Annotated in this window: 16 protein-coding genes; 2 read left to right on the forward strand and 14 right to left on the reverse strand. The window is 70.9% G+C overall.

All coding sequences use genetic code 11. The features are described 5' to 3' along the window. Positions 1–103: 103 nt before the first annotated feature. Entirely contained in the window at positions 104–2,944 is a 2,841-nt protein-coding gene (uvrA, locus tag ABT158_RS44765; protein ID WP_352323036.1) for an excinuclease ABC subunit UvrA, read from the reverse strand. 217 nt (positions 2,945–3,161) lie between these two features. On the opposite strand from uvrA, the gene ABT158_RS44770 reads away from it, so the two are divergent. Continuing rightward, positions 3,162–3,953, forward strand: a complete 792-nt coding sequence (locus tag ABT158_RS44770) for a maleylpyruvate isomerase family mycothiol-dependent enzyme (protein WP_352364443.1) — start codon at positions 3,162–3,164, stop codon at positions 3,951–3,953. Beyond that, a complete protein-coding gene (locus ABT158_RS44775) occupies positions 3,950–4,606 on the forward strand; it encodes an MBL fold metallo-hydrolase (RefSeq protein ID WP_352364445.1) in 657 nt (218 codons plus the stop codon). The genes ABT158_RS44770 and ABT158_RS44775 overlap by 4 nt, the downstream gene beginning before the upstream one ends. A gap of 4 nt (positions 4,607–4,610) precedes the next feature. Here ABT158_RS44775 and ABT158_RS44780 read toward each other — a convergent pair whose 3' ends face one another. The 13 genes from ABT158_RS44780 to ABT158_RS44840 all read right to left on the reverse strand — a co-directional run bounded on the left by ABT158_RS44780 (position 4,611) and on the right by ABT158_RS44840 (position 17,683). Then, entirely contained in the window at positions 4,611–4,886 is a 276-nt protein-coding gene (locus tag ABT158_RS44780) for a hypothetical protein (RefSeq protein WP_352323039.1), read from the reverse strand. A gap of 35 nt (positions 4,887–4,921) precedes the next feature. Further along, positions 4,922–5,749 carry a CDP-diacylglycerol--serine O-phosphatidyltransferase gene (gene pssA, locus ABT158_RS44785; RefSeq protein ID WP_352364447.1) on the reverse strand — a complete coding sequence of 276 codons (828 nt, stop codon included), beginning with the start codon at positions 5,747–5,749 and terminating at the stop codon, positions 4,922–4,924. Then, on the reverse strand, positions 5,736–6,377 hold the full coding sequence (locus tag ABT158_RS44790; RefSeq protein WP_352329585.1) for a phosphatidylserine decarboxylase: 642 nt from the start codon (positions 6,375–6,377) through the stop codon (positions 5,736–5,738). Before ABT158_RS44790 ends, pssA begins: the two co-directional genes overlap by 14 nt. Positions 6,378–6,485: 108 nt before the next feature. Further along, the gene (locus ABT158_RS44795) at positions 6,486–7,469 is read right to left on the reverse strand and encodes a TerC family protein (protein WP_352364449.1); all 984 of its coding nucleotides are present in this window, start codon (positions 7,467–7,469) and stop codon (positions 6,486–6,488) included. A gap of 176 nt (positions 7,470–7,645) precedes the next feature. Then, a complete protein-coding gene (locus ABT158_RS44800) occupies positions 7,646–8,746 on the reverse strand; it encodes a glycosyltransferase (RefSeq protein ID WP_352364483.1) in 1,101 nt (366 codons plus the stop codon). A gap of 492 nt (positions 8,747–9,238) precedes the next feature. Beyond that, the gene (gene murJ / locus ABT158_RS44805) at positions 9,239–10,831 is read right to left on the reverse strand and encodes a murein biosynthesis integral membrane protein MurJ (RefSeq protein WP_352364451.1); all 1,593 of its coding nucleotides are present in this window, start codon (positions 10,829–10,831) and stop codon (positions 9,239–9,241) included. 72 nt (positions 10,832–10,903) lie between these two features. Continuing rightward, positions 10,904–11,755 carry a hypothetical protein gene (locus tag ABT158_RS44810; RefSeq protein ID WP_352364453.1) on the reverse strand — a complete coding sequence of 284 codons (852 nt, stop codon included), beginning with the start codon at positions 11,753–11,755 and terminating at the stop codon, positions 10,904–10,906. A 1-nt stretch (position 11,756) separates the two neighbouring features. Beyond that, positions 11,757–12,731 carry a copper transporter gene (locus ABT158_RS44815; RefSeq protein ID WP_352364455.1) on the reverse strand — a complete coding sequence of 325 codons (975 nt, stop codon included), beginning with the start codon at positions 12,729–12,731 and terminating at the stop codon, positions 11,757–11,759. After that, positions 12,728–13,924 carry a putative cytokinetic ring protein SteA gene (gene steA / locus ABT158_RS44820; protein ID WP_352364485.1) on the reverse strand — a complete coding sequence of 399 codons (1,197 nt, stop codon included), beginning with the start codon at positions 13,922–13,924 and terminating at the stop codon, positions 12,728–12,730. Before steA ends, ABT158_RS44815 begins: the two co-directional genes overlap by 4 nt. 73 nt (positions 13,925–13,997) lie before the next feature. Then, complete coding sequence (gene recN / locus ABT158_RS44825) at positions 13,998–15,707, reverse strand: DNA repair protein RecN (protein ID WP_352364457.1); 1,710 nt, start codon at positions 15,705–15,707, stop codon at positions 13,998–14,000. Positions 15,708–15,801: 94 nt separating this feature from the next. Beyond that, complete coding sequence (locus tag ABT158_RS44830; protein ID WP_352364459.1) at positions 15,802–16,704, reverse strand: NAD kinase; 903 nt, start codon at positions 16,702–16,704, stop codon at positions 15,802–15,804. Further along, complete coding sequence (locus tag ABT158_RS44835) at positions 16,701–17,513, reverse strand: TlyA family RNA methyltransferase (protein WP_352364461.1); 813 nt, start codon at positions 17,511–17,513, stop codon at positions 16,701–16,703. Before ABT158_RS44835 ends, ABT158_RS44830 begins: the two co-directional genes overlap by 4 nt. Beyond that, positions 17,510–17,683 (reverse strand): hypothetical protein, encoded by a 174-nt coding sequence (locus ABT158_RS44840; RefSeq protein WP_352326208.1) that lies wholly within the window; start codon positions 17,681–17,683, stop codon positions 17,510–17,512. The genes ABT158_RS44835 and ABT158_RS44840 overlap by 4 nt, the downstream gene beginning before the upstream one ends. Positions 17,684–17,766 lie beyond the last annotated feature (83 nt).

Here is a 17,766-nt window from a genome sequence, read left to right on the forward strand (position 1 = left end):
CCCAGCCGCATCGAGCGACCACCCGCCTCACAGCGAGACGAACCCAGCCCGAACCACCACCCGCCTCACAGCGAGACGAGCCGCACCCGAGCCGGCCCCTGCCTCAGAGCGACAAAATCTTCCGCAGGAAGCGCCCGGTGTGGCTCTCGTTGACCAGCGCCACCTCTTCGGGCGTGCCCGCGGCCACGAGCGTGCCGCCGCGGGACCCGCCTTCGGGGCCCATGTCGATGATCCAGTCGGCGGTCTTGATGACGTCGAGGTTGTGCTCGATGACGATCACCGTGTTCCCGCCGTCGACCAGCCGCCCGAGCACGCCGAGCAGCCGGCGGATGTCCTCGAAGTGCAGACCGGTGGTGGGCTCGTCGAGCACGTAGATCGTCCGGCCGGTCTGGCGGCGCTGCAGCTCGGAGGCGAGCTTGACGCGCTGCGCCTCGCCGCCGGACAACGTGGTCGCCGGCTGCCCGAGCCGCACGTAGCCCAGGCCGACGTCGTTGAGCGTCTGCAGGTGCCGCTTGATCGCCGGGATCGCGTCGAAGAAGGCCAGCGCCTCCTCGATCGGCATGTCGAGCACCTCGGCGATCGTCTTGCCCTTGTAGTGGACCTCCAGCGTCTCCCGGTTGTACCGGGCGCCGTGGCAGACCTCACAGGGGACGTAGACGTCCGGCAGGAAGTTCATCTCGATCTTGATCGTGCCGTCGCCCGCGCACGCCTCGCAGCGCCCGCCCTTGACGTTGAAGCTGAACCGACCGGGCTGGTAGCCGCGCACCTTGGCCTCGGCCGTCTGGGCGAACAGCTTGCGCACGTGGTCGAAGACCCCGGTGTACGTGGCCGGGTTGGAGCGCGGCGTACGGCCGATCGGCGACTGGTCGACGTGCACGACCTTGTCCACCTGATCCATGCCGTTGATGCGGGAGTGCCGCCCTGGCACCGTGCGGGCGCCGTTGAGCTCCTTGGCCAGCGCGTTGTAGAGGATGTCGTTGACCAGCGTCGACTTGCCCGAACCGGACACGCCGGTCACCGCCGTGAACACGCCCAGCGGGAACTCGATGTCGACGCCCTTGAGGTTGTGCTCGCGCGCGCCCTTGACCGTGATCTGCCGCTTCTTGTCGCGCTTGCGGCGCTTGGCCGGGATCGGGATGCTCCGGCGCCCCGACAGGTACTGGCCGGTCATGGACTCCTCGCTGGCGAGGAGCTCCTGGACGGTGCCGGACACCACGACCTGGCCGCCGTGCTCGCCGGCGCCGGGACCGATGTCGACCACCCAGTCGGCGGCGGCGATGGTGTCCTCGTCGTGCTCGACGACGATCAGCGTGTTGCCCATGTCGCGCAGCCTGATCAGCGTGTCCAGCAGGCGCATGTTGTCACGCTGGTGCAGGCCGATGGACGGCTCGTCCAGCACGTAGAGGACGCCGACCAGCCCGGAGCCGATCTGCGTGGCCAGCCGGATGCGCTGGGCCTCGCCACCGGCGAGGGTGGCGGCGGCGCGGTCCATGGTCAGGTAGTCGAGGCCGACGTCGAGCAGGAAGCCCATGCGGGCGTTGATCTCCTTGACCACCCGCTCGGCGATGTGCATGTCACGGTCGGACAGCTTGAGCTCGGCCAGGAACTTGGCGCACTCGCCGATCGACATGGCCGCGACCTCGGCGATCGACCTGTCGTCGACCGTGACGGCGAGGGTGACCGGCTTGAGCCGGGCGCCCTTGCAGGCCGGGCACGGGATCTCACGCATGTAGCCCTCGAAGCGCTCGCGCGTGGCGTCGCTCTCGGCCTCGGCGTGCCGGCGCTGCACCCAGGGGATGACGCCGTCGAAGGTGGTGTAGTAGGAGCGCTGGCGGCCGTAGCGGTTGCTGTACCGCACGTGCACCTGCTCGTCGTGGCCGTACAGCAGCGACTTCTGGGCCTTCTTGGGCAGCCGCTCCCACGGCGTGTCGAGGGTGAACCCGACCGTGTGGCCGAGCGCCTCGATCAGCCGGACGAAGTATTCGCTGGTGTGGCCGCCCGACCACGGGTGCAGCGCGCCGTCGCCGAGCGTGCGCTCGGGGTCGGGCACCACCAGGTCGGGGTCGACCTCCATCTTGGTGCCGAGGCCGGTGCACTCGGGGCAGGCGCCGAAGGGCGAGTTGAAGGAGAACGAGCGCGGCTCCAGCTCCTCGAACGACAGGTCGTCGTAGGGGCAGTAGAGGTGCTCGGAGTAGAAGCGCTCACGGCCCGGGTCGTCTTCCGGCAGGTCGACGAACTCCAGCGTGATCGTGCCGCCGGACAGCTGCAGCGCGGTCTCGACGGAGTCGGTGAGCCGGCGGCGCGAGGACTCCTTGACCGACAGGCGGTCGACGATGACCTCGATGTCGTGCTTCTCGTACTTCTTCAGCGTCGGCGGCTCCTCCAGCCGCACGACCGTGCCGTCGACCCTGGCCCGCGCGAAGCCCTTGGTCTGCAGCTCGCGGAACAGCTCGGCGTATTCGCCCTTGCGGCCGCGGATGACGGGGGCGAGCACCTGGAAACGGGTGCCCTCCTCCAGGTCCATCACGCGGTCGACGATCTGCTGCGGCATCTGCCGGGCGATCGGACGGCCGCAGGCCGGGCAGTGGGGCTTGCCGATGCGCGCCCACAGCAGGCGCAGGTAGTCGTAGACCTCGGTGATGGTGCCGACGGTGGAGCGGGGGTTCTTGCTGGTGGCCTTCTGGTCGATGGACACCGCGGGCGACAGGCCCTCGATGAAGTCGACGTCGGGTTTGTCCATCTGGCCGAGGAACTGGCGGGCGTAGGCCGACAAGGACTCGACGTAGCGCCGCTGGCCCTCAGCGAAGATCGTGTCAAAGGCCAGGCTCGACTTGCCGGAGCCGGAGAGGCCGGTGAAGACGATCAGCGAGTCTCGCGGCAGGTCAAGCGAGACGTCCTTGAGGTTGTGTTCTCGTGCACCACGCACGATCAGGCGGTCTGCCACGGCGATCCCGGAGGTCGAAAGGCGGATAGGTCCACGGGGGATGGTAGACGGGGGCACCGACATTTTCGGCGAGCCGATCCCCGGCCCCCGAAAATCCGTCCTTCACAGGTTACGGCCATCTCCCGCGTCGGCAGGAGCCCTTTGAGGGTCAACCACTTGACCTGCCGCTTTATGCCCGCGCCCGACCTTGGACACCTAAGTGATGAAATATCCGGACATGACTGTTCTACCCGCGGTACAGGCCGAACTCGCCTCCGCGACCGACCGGCTGCTGGCCACGGCCGCGTCCCTGTCCGACGCCGACGTCGCGGCCCCGTCCCTGCTGCCCGGCTGGACCAGAGGGCACGTGCTCGCCCACCTGGCCGGCAACGCCCGCTCCCATCTCCGCCTGCTCACCTGGGCGAGGACGGGCGTCGAGACCCCGCAGTACCCCTCCCTGGAGGCCAGGACCGCCGAGATCGAGGCGGCCGCCGCCCGTCCGGCCGCGCGCCACCTGGCCGACCTGGCCGACAGCGCCGCACGTCTGGCCGCCGCGATCCGCGATCTGCCCGCCGCGGCGTGGCCGGCGCCCGTACGGGGCATGCGGCCGCCGTCGCATCCCGCCTGGTACGTCCTGGTACGCCGGCTGCGCGAGGTGGGCATGCACCACGTGGACCTCGGCGCCGGGTACGGCCCCCGCGACTGGCCGGAGACGTTCGTCCGCCGCGAACTGCACGACCTGCGCCGATCCTGGCCGTACGGCCGCAGCACGGTGAGCGAGCTCGTCCTGACCGGCGAGCCGGGGCAAAGGTGGCCAAACCTCGGCCACGGCCCGGCAGTCCAGGGCCGACCGGCCGACATGCTGGCCTGGTTGACGGGAAGGTCGGACGGCGAGGGCGTTACCCTGGTGCCCTCGGGACAGCCGTCGCCGCCTGGTGACGGTGGCGCGCTCCTTCCCGAGCCGCCGCCGTGGCTGACGATGCCGGCGCCCGCTGATCTGCCCGCGACGCCCCCGAAGGACTATCCATGACCTACACCGGCGACGTCCGGGTCGGCGGCCCCGCCGACGTGCGCGAGCTGCCCGCCCTGACCATCTCCAAGCTGGCGGTCGGCCCCCACGACAACAACGCCTACCTGCTGCGTTCCACCGAGACCGGCGACGAGCTGCTGATCGACGCCGCGGCCGACGCCGACCGGCTGCTGGCGCTCGTCGGCGACCAGCCGCTCGGCGCGATCGTCACCACCCACCAGCACGGCGACCACTGGCAGGCCCTCGAACAGGTGGCCAGGGTCACCGGCGCCGAGGTGATCGCCCATCCGCTCGACGCGCCCGCCCTGCCCGTCCCGGTCAGCCGCACGGTCGGCCACGGCGACACGATCGCCCTCGGCCCGGTCACCCTGGAGGTCATCCACCTGCGCGGCCACACCCCGGGCTCGATCGCGCTGCTCTACGACGGCGGCCCCGACGGCCGTCACCTGTTCACCGGCGACTCCCTGTTCCCCGGCGGGGTGGGCAACACCGGCAGGGAACCGGAGCGTTTCGAGCGGCTTTACACCGACGTGACCGAGCGCATCTTCGACCGCCTGCCCGACGACACCTGGGTCTACCCCGGCCACGGCAAGGACACGACACTCGGGGCCGAACGTCCCTCGCTGCCCGAGTGGAAGGCCAGAGGCTGGTAGCAGTTCACCTGCCCGCGGCCAGCACGCGCACGATGCGCCCGGCCGCCAGGGCGGGATCGTCGGCCAGGCCCACGAGCTCGCCCCACGACCAGCGGTAGAACCACCCTTCGGGCAGCGGCACGCAGTCGATCGTCTCGGCCAGCAGCGCGGTGTCGGGATCGCTGATCCGCAGCGCGGGCGGGTCGGCCCGCAGGGTGGCGGTCAGCCCGCGCTGCTCCAGCTCGGTGGCCAGCTTGCCGAGGTAGTACGTACGCGTGTGCTCGCGCGGCATGGCCGACATAAATCCATCAAAACCGAAGATGGATGAAAAATCCCCTAGTTGCCGATTCGCTCGGCTTCCTTGCGCAGCTCCCGCTTGTAGAACAACATGCGCAGCGGGATCGCCGCGACGAGCGCGATCTGCATGGTTGCGCCGATCTTGATCGGCAGGTCGCCGCCTTCCGGCCAGGCCACCCAGACCGTGAGGAAGGCCACGTTCACCATGATCCACCCGAGGACGACCGCTGCGAGCTGCCCCTTCGGCTTGGGGTACTCGATCCGGCTGACCATCAGCCAGGCCACGCCGAGCACCGCGAACAGCGCCCAGATGCTGGGCTGGAACAGCAGCACGATGGAGATCACGGTCATGGCGCCCATGGGGATGGGCAGGCCCATGAAGTCGCCGCTCTTGGTCTTGACGCACGCGAAGCGCGCCAGCCGTACGACACCGGCGACCAGCACCGCCGCCGCGGCGGTGACCACCGCGATGAACGGCACCGAAGGCGGCGCGCCGACACCCCAGATCACGACCATGAACGCGGGCGCGAACCCGAAGCTGATCACGTCGGCCAGGTTGTCCAGCTCGGCGCCCATCGCCGAGGCGCGGAAGCGCCGCGCGACGAGCCCGTCGAACAGGTCACAGGTCGCGCCGATGAGCAGCAGGACGATGGCGGTGGCGAAGTAGCTCGGCGTCGGTGTGAACTTGCCGTCGGCGACCGTGAGCTGCTGAATCGCCGAATAGGCCAGGACGCAGACGGCGAGGAACCCGCAGACCGCGTTGCCCAGCGAGAGCGAGTCCGCGGCGGACAGGCGGAACGCCTTGCCCACGGGACCGCGGGGCTCTTCCTCGCCCGCCTGCCAGCTGCCGGCGTCAGCCGTGGTCAATTCTGGTCACCCCCGCAACCGTCTTCTCCCCCACGGTGACCGCGGGCGAGATGCCTTCGGGAAGGTAGATGTCGACCCGCGAGCCGAACCGGATGAGCCCGATGCGCTCGGTCTGCGCCACCTTCGCCCCGGCGCTCAGGTACGGCACGATCCGGCGCGCCACGGCGCCCGCGATCTGCACCATCTCGATGTCACCCAGCGCGGTCTCGAAATGCCACACCACGCGCTCGTTCTGGTCACTGTCCTTGTTGAACGCCGGCAGGAACCCACCTGCGACATGCTGCACGGACGTGACATTTCCCGCAAGAGGGGCACGATTGACGTGCACGTTCAGGGGGCTCATGAAGATCGCGACGCGGGTGCGGCCGTCCGGCCAGGGGTCGATGCTCTGCACCACGCCGTCGGCGGGCGACAGGATGCGCCCCTCGCCAGGAGTGCGCTCGGGGTCGCGGAAGAACCAGAGCATGCCGCCCGTGAGCGCACCCAGCGGGGCCGCAGCCAGGGCCCAGCGCCGGTCTCGGCGCGTCAGCAGCGCGGTGGCGGCCGCCGCGGCCGCCGTCGGGAGGAGCCACGGGGAGACCCCGCGCGCGAGCCGGACGCGGCTCGACTTAGCAGAATCGTCTGACACGTACAACCTTTGGTGGTGACTGGACTAGGCGCTTTGCCATGCTGTTACGGAACTCGCAACTATTACACGGCGCAACTTCACAAGCAAAGCGCCTCGATAGCCGTTCCGCTAGACCTGCTCCGGGTGCGTGTGCTCGCCTTCGCCGCTCGTCATGCGGGCTTTGATCAGGCTCGCAACCGTGGTGATCGCCATGGTGGAGCCGATGACCGTGAGCGACACCCAGATGGGAATTTCGGGTGCCCAGGAGACGCCGCTGGCATGCAACGCCTCCATTATCAGCTTAACCCCGATGAACCCGAGGATGAACGCCAAACCATAGCTGATGTAGACGAGTCGCTGCAGCAACCCGCCCAGCAGGAAGTAAAGCTGACGCAGCCCCATCAGGGCAAACGCGTTGGCCGTGAAGACGACGTAGGGGTCTTTGGTGAGCCCGAAGATGGCCGGAATCGAGTCGAGGGCGAACAGCAGGTCGGTGGTGCCGATGGCGACCATCACGATGAGCATGGGGGTCACCATGCGGCGGCCGTCGATCTTGACGCTGACCTTCGAGCCGACGTACCCCTCGGTGGTCGGGAACGCCCGGCGCACCCACCTGAGCAGGATGTTCTCGTTGAACTCGTCTTCCTCGCCCTTGAGATGCTGCCGGATCAGGTTGACGGCGGTGTAGACGAGGAAGGCGCCGAAGACGTAGAAGAGCCAGCTGAACCGCTCCAGCGCGGCGGCGCCGAGCGCGATGAAGATGCCGCGCATGACCAGCGCGAGCACGATGCCGACGAGCAGCACCTTGTGCTGGTAGGGCCGCGGCACCGCGAACCTGCTCATGATGATGAAGAAGATGAACAGGTTGTCGACGCTCAAGCTGTACTCAGTGATGTACCCGGCGAAGAACTCCCCCGCCTTGTCGGCCCCGAAGGTGGCCCACAACCCCACACCGAACAACGCGGCCAGGGCGACATAGAAGGTGACCCAATATCCGGCCTGCCGCATCGAGAACTCACGGGCTTCACCGCGGTCGACGATCCAGAGGTCAAAGGCGAGGACGACCAGCAGACCGCCGATGACGGCGATCCAGGCCCACACGGGTACGGTCACGATTCAAACCCTCCGGCATGCATGACTCATTGCCGGAGGTCTCTCCCGCCCGCGAACGACGCGGACCGGCAGCCCCGGGGGCCCCGTGGAGCGGGGCTGCACCGTGATGACGAGGCTGTCGCGAAGGGATACTCCCCTCCCTAACCCACGCAGTATACGCCGACACTCTGATCCCATCATCCATTCGATCTTGCCCCCTCGTACACCCCGAGGACGCTCTCCACGGCATCGTCACCGTCCGGCAACTCCCGTCCGCGCCGGGCCGCCGCCTCGGCCAGCGTCCGCGCGACCTCCGGCTCGCCCAGGACCTTGCGCAACGCGCCGCGCAGCCCTTCGGCGTCCCCGTACGGCACCAGCATCCCCGCGTCCCCGACCAGCCACGGGATCCCGCCGACGTCCGAGGCCACCACCGGCTTGCCCGCCATCAGCGCCTCGCTGAGGCTGAGCGGCAGCCCTTCCCAGCGGCTGCAGTTGACCAGGACGGACGCGGCCGCCAGCAGGTCGGGGACGTCGTCCCGATCCCCGAGAAGCAGGACGGGAAGGCTCCGCCCCCGGATCCGGTCCTCCAGTTCCGCCCGCAACGGCCCCTCGCCCGCGACGGCGAACAGGGGCACCGGCGACTCCCACGGCCCGGCCGCCACGTCCAGCAGGGTGTCGAGCCCCTTCTGCTGGGCGAGCCGCGCGACCGTCAGCACCAGGGGACGATCACCCACCCCCAGTTCCTCCAGCACCTCTTCCGGCCTGCGCCGGGCGGGCCGGAGCGGAGGCGCGGGCACCACCGCCTCCGCCACCTCCCGAGCTCCCAGGACGCTCATCCGCTCCGCCAGGTCCGGTGAGACCACCAGCACCCGATCGGCCCGCCGCGCCACGATCCGCTCCAGCACCCCGTAGACGAACCCCACGAAACCGCCGGCGGTAAGCGCATTGTGCAAGGTGACCACCACCCCCGGCCGTTCCCGGCCATCGCCCCTTCGCTTCCCCTGAACTCTGAACGCCCTCAGGGCCAGGCTCGCCAACGCCCCCGCTCGCAGGCCATGGGCGTGCACGACGTCGGCGTCGCGCGTCAGCCGCCGGATCGCGAGCACCGCGCGCAGGTCGTTCAGCGGATGCGGGCGATCGGACACGGGGACCTCGGCGAACGCGGCTCCCGCCGCCCGGAAGGAGAACGCCTCCTCGACACTCCCCGGCCCCACCACCGCCGCCTGGTGGCCGCGTTGCACCAGCCCTTCGACGAGCATCCGTACATGCCGCCCGGTCCCACCCGACGTGGTCCCCATCACAAAAGCCACCCGCACGACCCCTCCTAGCCCCTCACCGCAAACCACAGCCACACCTCAAAGCTGAAACCGTAACCCGAATCACATCGGAGTTCCCCGACCCCACCCGCACAGCGCACCGGCAAGCCCTGCCGCACGCAGAAGACCTCGCCTCGCGGAACCAGCATCAACTGCAACCCACACGCGCCAGAAGAGCAGAAACTACGGAAACCAGGAGCCGCGCCACTACGGACCAAGCGCCGCCAGGCGTGCCAGCCCCGCGTGACCAACCGTCCGCCCCCAGAGGCGCGACCCAGCAGCGCAAGCCCCATAGGCCGCACGGAACCAGCCGTACGAGATCAGCCGTTCGGGCGTCAGAACCCGCACAACCAGCCGTCCGGGCGTCAGAAGCCATGCGCGACCAGCCGTCGGCCCACCGAAGCCGCACGCTGCGACCAGGAACCGCAGGAGCGCACCCGCCCTACCCCAGCCCGGAGGATCGGTGGCAGTGGGTCAGCCGCCCCGTCGGAGCAGCCCAGCCACCACTCGGGCATCCGGCCGGTCCACCACCGCCACGACGGCAGCCCCCACCGCCACGGCCACCACCGCCGCCAGCACCACCGCACCCACGTTCGGCCAGATGCCCGAGGCACCGAGCCACCTCACCACCCCAGCCCCCGCCAGGTACCCCAGCACACCACCGGCGACCGCCGCCCCCGCGGCCCGGGGCAGCCCCGCCGCGGCACCGCTCCCGCGCGCCCGCACCACGGCCCCGAGCAGCAACACCCCACCGGCGGTCATGCCGACGCTCATCCCCAGCGCCATCCCGCCGATCTTCCACCCGGCGGGCAGCAGCAGCACCAGCACGGTCTGCGCGACGATGACGACCAGCCACCCCGCCACCGTCCCGATGGCGGCCGCCCGCCCGAGCCCGGCCGCGTAGAGCACCCGGCTCAGATGGGCGATGAGCCCGTAACCGACGATGCCCGGCGCGAACAGCGCGATCGCCAGGGCGAGCTGAGGCGGCGGCACCTCGCTCCTGCCTCCCAGGAACACCACCGCCCCAGGCCCCGACGCGGCGGCCAGCACCCCGGCGGCCAGCCCCGTGACCAGCACCACGGCCCGCGTGGTCCGCGCCGCCAGCGCCGAGAACGCGACCGCGTCGCCCGCCTGCGCCGACAGCCGGGGGAACGCGCTGGTGGCGATCGGCACGGCCAGCACCGCGTACGGCACCAGGTAGATCGCCCACGCGTAGTTGTAGACGGTGAGGGCCCCGTTGCCGATCGCCTTGTTCGACAGCAGCACGACGACGATCATGGCGGCCTGCTGGGCGAGCAGCGCCGCGATCCCGGCCAGGGCGAGCCTGCGCACCTGCCCGGCCACGCCGTCGGGGAAGCGTAACGTGGGCCGCCACCGCAGCCCCAGCCGCGACACGGGACCGACCACGGTCAGCACGAGCGAGAGCACGCCCAAACTGGTGCCCACCGACAACGCCAGCTCGGCTGGCCCGGGCAGGTGCGCCGGGTCGACGGTCCCCGAGCTGAGCGGCACGAACAGCAGGTACGCCACGATGACCACGATGCTGGACACCAGCGGCGCGACCGCGGGCCCGGCGAAGCGGCTGTGCGACTGCAGCACGCCGTAGAGCACGACGGCCACGCCGTACAGCGGGATCTGGGGGGCGAAGACGACCAGCATCCGGGTGGCGACGGCGACGAGCTGGGTCGTGTCGCACCCGTTGACGGCCTCGCCGAGGAACAGCCCGATGACCGGCCGGGCGAACAGCGCGGTGAGCGCCCCCAGCGGCACCAGGACCACGACGACCCACGTGAGCAGCGCCGAGCTGATGTGCCCGGTGCGCTCGCGCGAGGCGGCGGACCCGGCCAGCACCGGCACCACCATGCCCGCCAGCGCACCTCCGACGACGACCTCGAAGACGATGTTGGGGATCTGGTTGGCCGTCATGTAGGCGGTGGACAGGCAGTTGGTGCCGACGGTCTGGGCGAAGGCGTACTGCTTGGCGAAGCCGGCGATCCGGGCCAGCACGGTGATCGCCCCGATGAGCAGGGCACCACCCGCCACGCCCCGCGCCGTCACGCTCCGCACCCGGCCTCCCCCGCCCAGTATCCGGTCACGCGGACATCCTGGCAGGTGCCACCGACAATCGCGCGCGGAGGGTCACACGTGGTCGACGGGACGCCGCCCGAGCATGTCGATCCGGTTGAGCACCGGGTTGGCGGCGATGACCTTGGTGAAGCTGACCTTCTCCGAGGCCGCGGTGAGCGCCGCGACCGTGCCCAGGAGGACGAGCCTGCCGGGCCTGCCGAGCTTGGTGACCGCGGCCAGCCCGAGCAGCGCGCCGAGCGAGTTGGCGCCCGCGTCGCCGAGCATGGCACGCTCGCCGAGGTCGTCGGGCAGCAGCGCCGCGGCGGCGCCCAGCGGCACGGCGGCGAGGGCCGCGGCGGCGGGCGAGGACCGCAGCAGCGAGACCGCCAGCAGCGGCCCGCCGGCCAGCAGCCCGACCTTGATCGCCCGCCCGGGACGCAGGTCGAACAGGTTGGCGAGGTTGGCGGCGCCCGCGATGGCCGCGCCGTTGACCAGGGTGTCGACGGGCCCGTCGGAGACGAGGGCGGCGGCGCCCAGCCCGGTGGCGCCGATCCCGAGGATCTTGACGGCGCCGCTGGTGACCTCGCCGCGGGCCAGAGCCGTCAGGTGGCCCTTGAACCCCTTGGAGGACGTGGTGCCGTAGAGGTCGTCGTAGGCCCCGAGGGCGCCGGTGCCGACGCCGGCCAGCACCGCGGCCAGCCGGGTACGCGGCGCCAGGCCGGGCGTGAGCGCGGCCGCGGCGCCGGAGCCGGCCACGAACGCGGGCCCTTCCAGCAGGGTGATGGGCTCGCCGCGGTGGTTCTTGCGCGTCCAGCGGCCGCCCAGGTCGGCCGGACGGTTCCGGGTGAAGGCGGAGTAGGCGGCACGGGCGGCGGCGGCACCGATCGCGGCGCCGGCCAGCGCGTAGAGCAGGCCACGGGCCATGTCAGCTCCCTGACTGGGTCGGTGAGGGTGTGGTGGTCGGCAGCGCGGGCTGGGTGGCCGAGGCCCCCTTGCCGATGCCGTACTGGCCGGCCCGCCCGCTCAGTTGCTCCCGGAGAGCGTAGACGACCACGACCCGGCCCGTGGGCATATCGACGGTATCGACGCTGGACACGCGCTTGGCGACGTCGCCGTCGTCGCGCAGGGCGCTGACCGCGCCCCCGGTGACGGCCGTGTTGGCGGCGCTGCCCGCCAGCACCGCGCCCTTGCCCGCGGCGTCGAGCCGGTCGGCGACCGAGACGAGCGCGCCCAGCTGGGTCTCGGCCTGCTCCCCCTCGTACGCCTTCTCCGGCGCGAACATCACCGCCAGCATGGCCCGCTTGGCGGGGTCGCCATCGGTGCTGACCAGCCCGCCCGCCTCGAACCCGCTGATGACGGCGGCGGTCGCGGCGTTGGGAGTGCCCGCCTGGGCCTGGTCGGTGGTGAGCAGCGTGGAGGCGAGGAGTGCGCCGGCCTTGTCCCAGACGGTCGCCGTGGACGGGAAGACCATGTCGACCGGTTTGAGCTGGTTGACCAGGCCGTCGAGCACGCCGCTGCGGTCGGGGTCGAAGAACTTCTCGGTCAGCGTGACGCGCCCGCTCACCTCGGCGCCCGCCTCCTCCAGCACCTGCTGCTCGGCCTCGCGGAACGTGGTGCTCGACCCCGGCGCCTCGACCAGCAGCACGCGCTGGCCGGTCAGCTCGCCGGCCACCAGCTTCGGGGTGACGCTGGTGACGAAGGCGTCGTTGCCCGCCTCGCGGCCCTGGAGCTGGTCGATCTGCACGCGCAGCTCGTCCTTGGTCTTGGTGAGCTGCGCGGAGATCTCCTGCGCGGACTTGACCGCGGGCTCCTGCAGCAGCGTGGTGCCCAGGACGATCCCGACCGCCAGCGCCAGGAAGATCGCGACGATGGAGACGACGTGGTAGCGAAAATCGATCACGAGAAGAGTCCGACCAGCCAGAAGATGAATGCGTTCCAGACGTCTTGCAGGCCGTTCAGCCAGGTCTGGCCGAGCGGCGACAGGAAGAGCGCCACCCCCATGGTGATCAGGGCGGTGATCACCAGCATCAGGAGCTGGGAGGTGGTGATGCGGCTGCGGTAGAGCCTGCTCACGCCCTTGGCGTCGATGAGCTTGCTGCCGATGATCAGCCGGGTCAGGAAGGTGCTGGCCATGCCGGAGCGGCCCTTGTCGAGGAACTCCTCCAGGGTGCCGTGGGTGCCGACCGCGACGATCAGCTCGGCGCCCTTGTCGTCGGCCAGGAGCATCGCGATGTCCTCGCTGGTGCCGGTGGCCGGGAAGATGACCGCCTCGCGGCCGAGCTGGTGCACCCGCTCCAGGCCGGGGGCCCGGCCGTCGCGATAGGCGTGCACGACGAGCTCGGCGCCGCAGGTCAGGGCCTTGGTCGAGACGGAGTCGAAGTCGCCCACGATCACGTCGGGGAGGTAGCCGGCCTCCAGCAGCGCGTCGGCGCCGCCGTCGACGCCGACGAGGACGGGGCGGTATTCCCTGATGTAGGGACGAAGAGTGGCGATGTCTTCCTTGTAGTGATATCCGCGCACCACGATGAGGACATGTCTGCCCTCCATCGGGGTACGGATCTCAGGCACGCCGACTCCGTCGATGAGAAGCTTGCCCTCACCGCGAACGTACTCCATCGTGTTGACGGCGAAAGCCTCGATCTGCACGGCCAGCCCGGCGCGCGCCTCGGCCATGGCCGCCTCGACGGCCTCGGCCGTCTGCTCGTCGCCCTTGCCCACGACGTCGTCGTCGAGGTAGATCACGCCCTCGTGGAGGCGGATGACGTCGCCGTCCTTGACGCGTTCGAACAGCTCAGGATTGGCGTTGTCGACGAACGGCACGCCCGCGTCGAGCAGGATCTGCGGACCCAGGTTGGGGTAGCGGCCGCTGATGCCCGCGGCGACGTTGACCACAGCCGCCGCCCCGCATGCGACCAGCGCCTCCGCGCTGACCCGGTCAACGTCGACATGGTCGATAATCGCTATTTCCCCGGGCTGGAGGCGTTTGGTCAGCCTCTTGGTTCGCCGGTCGATTCTCGCCACTGCCGTCACACCGGGAAGGTCACCGACCTTCCTGCCACGGAGGCCCGGCATCTTGCTCCCCGGAACCTTCATCATGACCATCCTGCCAGAGGGAAACAGCGCGGAGGCCAAGCACTACGCCGCGTGTCCACTATGTCACGCTGAATCACCTGTCGGCCGCTGCGAGCCCGAGCAGCTCCTCCGCGTGTGCCCGGCCCAGTTCGGAGTCCTCCAGACCGGCCAGCATGCGCGACAGTTCGCGGACGCGCCCCTCGTGGTTGAGCGTGACGACACCGCTGCGCACGACGCTGCCGTCGCTGGCCTTCTCGACGACCAGATGCTGGTCGGCGAAGGCCGCCACCTGCGGGAGGTGGGTGACGACGATCACCTGCGCGGTGCGCGCGAGCCGGGCCAGCCGGCGCCCGATCTCGACCGCGGCCTTGCCACCGACCCCCGCGTCGACCTCGTCGAACACGAACGTCGGCACCGGGTCGGCACCGGCGAACACGACCTCGATGGCGAGCATGACGCGGCTCAGCTCACCGCCGGAGGCGCCCTTGTTGAGCGGCAGCGGCGGCGCGGCCGGGTGGGCGGCCATCCGCAGCTCCACCTCGTCGACGCCCTCCGGGCCGAACTCGGCGCTCTGGGTGAGCTGCACCACCACCCGGGCGTGGGGCATGGCCAGCGCGGTCAGCTCTTCGGTCACGGCCTGGCCGAACCGCTCGGCGGCGGCCTGGCGCACCTTGGTGAGCTCGGCGGCCAGGGTGGTGAGCCTGGTGGTGAGCTCCTCGTGCTCGCGGGTGAGCTCCTCGATGCGCTCGTCGTCGCCTTCGAGCTCGCCCAGGCGGGCGGCCGCCTGCTGGGCCCAGGCCAGCACCCCCGCGCTGTCCTCGGCGTACTTCCTGATCAGGCTGCCCAGCACGGACCTGCGCTCCTGCACGGCCCCCAGACGGGCGGGATCGGCCTCGATGGACTCGGCGTAGGCGGCCAGGTCGGTGGCGACGTCGGAGATCAGGTATCCGGCCTCGGCGAGCCGGTCGGCCACACCGGCGAGCTGGGGGTCGTAGTCGCGCACGGCCTCGACGGCCGCGCGGGCCTCCCCGAGCAGCGAGATCACGTCACGGGCGCCGCCGCCGGCCTCCATCGGATCGCCGAGCAGCGCGGTGTGGGACGTGGTGGCGGCGCTGCGCAGCGCGTCGGCGTGCGAGAGGCGCTCCTCCTCCTCGCGCAGCTCGGCGTCCTCGCCCGGCTTGGGGTCGACCTTCTCGATCTCCTCCAGACCGAACCGCAGCCGGTCGGCCTCCTGGGCACGCTCCCTGGCCTGGGTGGTCAGCTCGTCGAGCAGCGCCCCGACCTGCTTGTGCCGCTTGTACGCCTGCGAATACGCCCGCAACGGCTTGACCAGCTCGTTTCCGGCATAACGGTCGAGCGCGGCGCGCTGCCTGGCGGCCTGCAGCAGCCGCTGCTGGTCCATCTGCCCGTGCACCGCCACCAGGTCGTCGGCCAGGTACGTCAGCGTGCCGACGGGCACCGTACGGCCCCCGAGCCAGGCCCTGGAGCGGCCCTCGGCCGAGACGGTGCGCGAGATGATCAACTCGCCGTCCTCGACCTCACCGCCGAGGTCCTCGACCTGCTGGGCGACCCGGCCGCCGGACTCGACGACGAGCGTGCCCTCCACGGTCGCCTTGTCGGCCCCCGGACGGATGCGCGAGGGATCGGCCCGGCCGCCGAACAGCAGCCCGAGCCCCGTGACGACCATCGTCTTGCCCGCGCCGGTCTCGCCGGTGACCACGTTGAAGCCCGGCGAAAGCTCGAGTACGGCCTCGTCGATGACGCCGAGCCCCTGGATGCGGACCTCCTCGACCCTTGGTCGCACTGCCCACTCCCGTCACTGCCGTGCCTGATGGCCGGTCGATTGTCTCCGGACACCTGTTGCCCATGGGATCCTACGCGCTCCGCCCCCCATTCATTCAGGGTCGCACTCTCCCGCGCCATCCCTGAACCGGTAGTTCGAACTTGGCGACCAGCCTGTCGGTGAAGGGCGCGCCGGTGTTCTCGACGCCGTGCAGACGGGCCAGGCGCACCGGCTCGGCGCCCCTGCGCACCTCCACACGCGACCCTGAGGGCAGCTCGAAACGGCGGCGGCCGTCGCACCACAGAACGCCGCCCGGAGTGTCCGGCAGGATCTCCACGGCCATCGTGGACCGGGGCGAGACCACCAGCGGCCGCGCGAACAGCGCGTGGGCGCTGATCGGCACCAGGAGCAGCGCCTCCACCTCCGGCCAGACCACCGGCCCGCCGGCCGAGAACGCATACGCCGTCGAACCCGTGGGAGTGGCACATATCACGCCGTCGCAGCCCCACCGGGACAGCGGCCGCCCGTCGATCTCGGCGACCACCTCCAGCATGCGTTCCTGCTTCTCCACGGTGACCTCGTTGAGCGCCCACGTGTCGGCGATCACCCGGCCGTTCTGCCTGGCCAGGACGTCGATCGTCATGCGCTCCTCGACGTCGTAGCGCCCGGCGACCACGCTGTCGACCGCCGAGGCCAGGTCGGCCACCTCCGCCTCGGCCAGGAACCCGACGTGCCCGAGGTTGACTCCGAGCAGCGGCGTGCCGGCGGGCTTGGCCAGCTCGGCCGAGCGCAGCAGCGAGCCGTCGCCGCCGAGCACGATCATGACCTCGGCGTCCTTGGCCGAGCCGGGGTCGTCGCTGGGGACGACCTCCACCCCGCCACAGCCGATGTCACGTGCCTCGGTGTCCAGGACGCGCACGTTGATGCCCGCCCCGACCAGCCGGTTGATGACCAGCCGGGCGCTCTCGACGGCGGCGCCCCGCCCGGTGTGGACGGCGACCAGCACGGTCCGGTTCATTGCGGCCCTTCCGCGACGGCACGCTGGATCTCGGCATCGAGCTCGGCGACGGGCGGATCACCCTCTCCTTTGCCCAGCCACAGCAGGTATTCGACATTTCCGGAAGGGCCGGGCAGCGGGCTCGCGGTCACGCCCCGCACGCTCAGCCCCAGCTCCTGCGCCTTGGCCGCGGCCTCGCGCACCGACCTGGCCCGCAGCTCGGGGTCGCGCACCACGCCGCCCGCGCCCACGAGCTCCTTGCCCACCTCGAACTGCGGCTTGACCAGCATGACGAAGTCGGCCCGCGGCGCGGCGACCTGCGCCAGCGCGGGCAGCACGAGCCGCAGCGAGATGAACGACAGGTCGCCCACGACCAGCGTGGGCGGCTCGCCGACCATGTCAGGGGTCAGGTCGCGCACGTTGACGCGTTCCATCACGGTCACCCGCTCGTCGGTGCGCAGCGACCAGGCGAGCTGGCCGTAGCCGACGTCGACGGCGAGCACGTGGGCCGCGCCGTGGCGCAGCAGCACGTCGGTGAAGCCTCCCGTGGAGGCTCCCGCGTCGAGGCACCTGCGCCCCTCCACCGACAGGCTCTTGAACGCCTCCAGCGCCCCGAGCAGTTTGTGCGCTCCCCGCGAAACGTAGTCGGGCCCGTCGGCCGACTCGGCGACGACGATGGCCGAGGCGGTGTCGACCTGGGTCGCGGGCTTGTGCGCCTGCTGGCCGCCCACGCTGACCCGCCCGGCCTCGATGAGCTGGGCGGCCTGCTCGCGCGACCTGGCCAGCCCGCGGCGCACCAGCTCGCTGTCGAGACGGATCCTCCGGCTCACCGCTCGCCCAGCGCTTCGTCGCCCGCACCCGCGAGAGTGGACTCCAGCCCGGCGAACGCCTCCTCGAACACCGCCACGTGCTCGTTCACCGGCAGCTCGCCCACACGACCGAGACCGGCCACGATGGCGTCGACCCGCTCGTCACCGGTCTCCTCCGGCAGCTCACTCATGACTCGACCGTAACGCCTCGGGCGAGCGCCCGGGACCTTGGCAGGCGTGTCACGCGTTGAAGCTCATACGGGGGTGCTAGTGA

Origin of the sequence: Nonomuraea sp. NPDC001636 (assembly GCF_040298265.1) — a bacterium.
Classification (GTDB): domain Bacteria; phylum Actinomycetota; class Actinomycetes; order Streptosporangiales; family Streptosporangiaceae; genus Nonomuraea.

Bases quoted from the DNA above. Each gene is read 5' to 3' on its own strand.
- ABT158_RS44800 (WP_352364483.1), bottom strand. From the start codon at position 8,746: ATGGGGACCACGTCGGGTGGGACCGGGCGGCATGTACGGATGCTCGTC.
- steA (WP_352364485.1), bottom strand. From the start codon at position 13,924: ATGAAGGTTCCGGGGAGCAAGATGCCGGGCCTCCGTGGCAGGAAGGTC.
- ABT158_RS44780 (WP_352323039.1), bottom strand. From the start codon at position 4,886: ATGTCGGCCATGCCGCGCGAGCACACGCGTACGTACTACCTCGGCAAG.
- ABT158_RS44830 (WP_352364459.1), bottom strand. From the start codon at position 16,704: ATGAACCGGACCGTGCTGGTCGCCGTCCACACCGGGCGGGGCGCCGCC.
- ABT158_RS44840 (WP_352326208.1), bottom strand. From the start codon at position 17,683: ATGAGTGAGCTGCCGGAGGAGACCGGTGACGAGCGGGTCGACGCCATC.
- ABT158_RS44770 (WP_352364443.1), top strand. From the start codon at position 3,162: ATGACTGTTCTACCCGCGGTACAGGCCGAACTCGCCTCCGCGACCGAC.
- ABT158_RS44775 (WP_352364445.1), top strand. From the start codon at position 3,950: ATGACCTACACCGGCGACGTCCGGGTCGGCGGCCCCGCCGACGTGCGC.
- ABT158_RS44810 (WP_352364453.1), bottom strand. From the start codon at position 11,755: ATGGCCCGTGGCCTGCTCTACGCGCTGGCCGGCGCCGCGATCGGTGCC.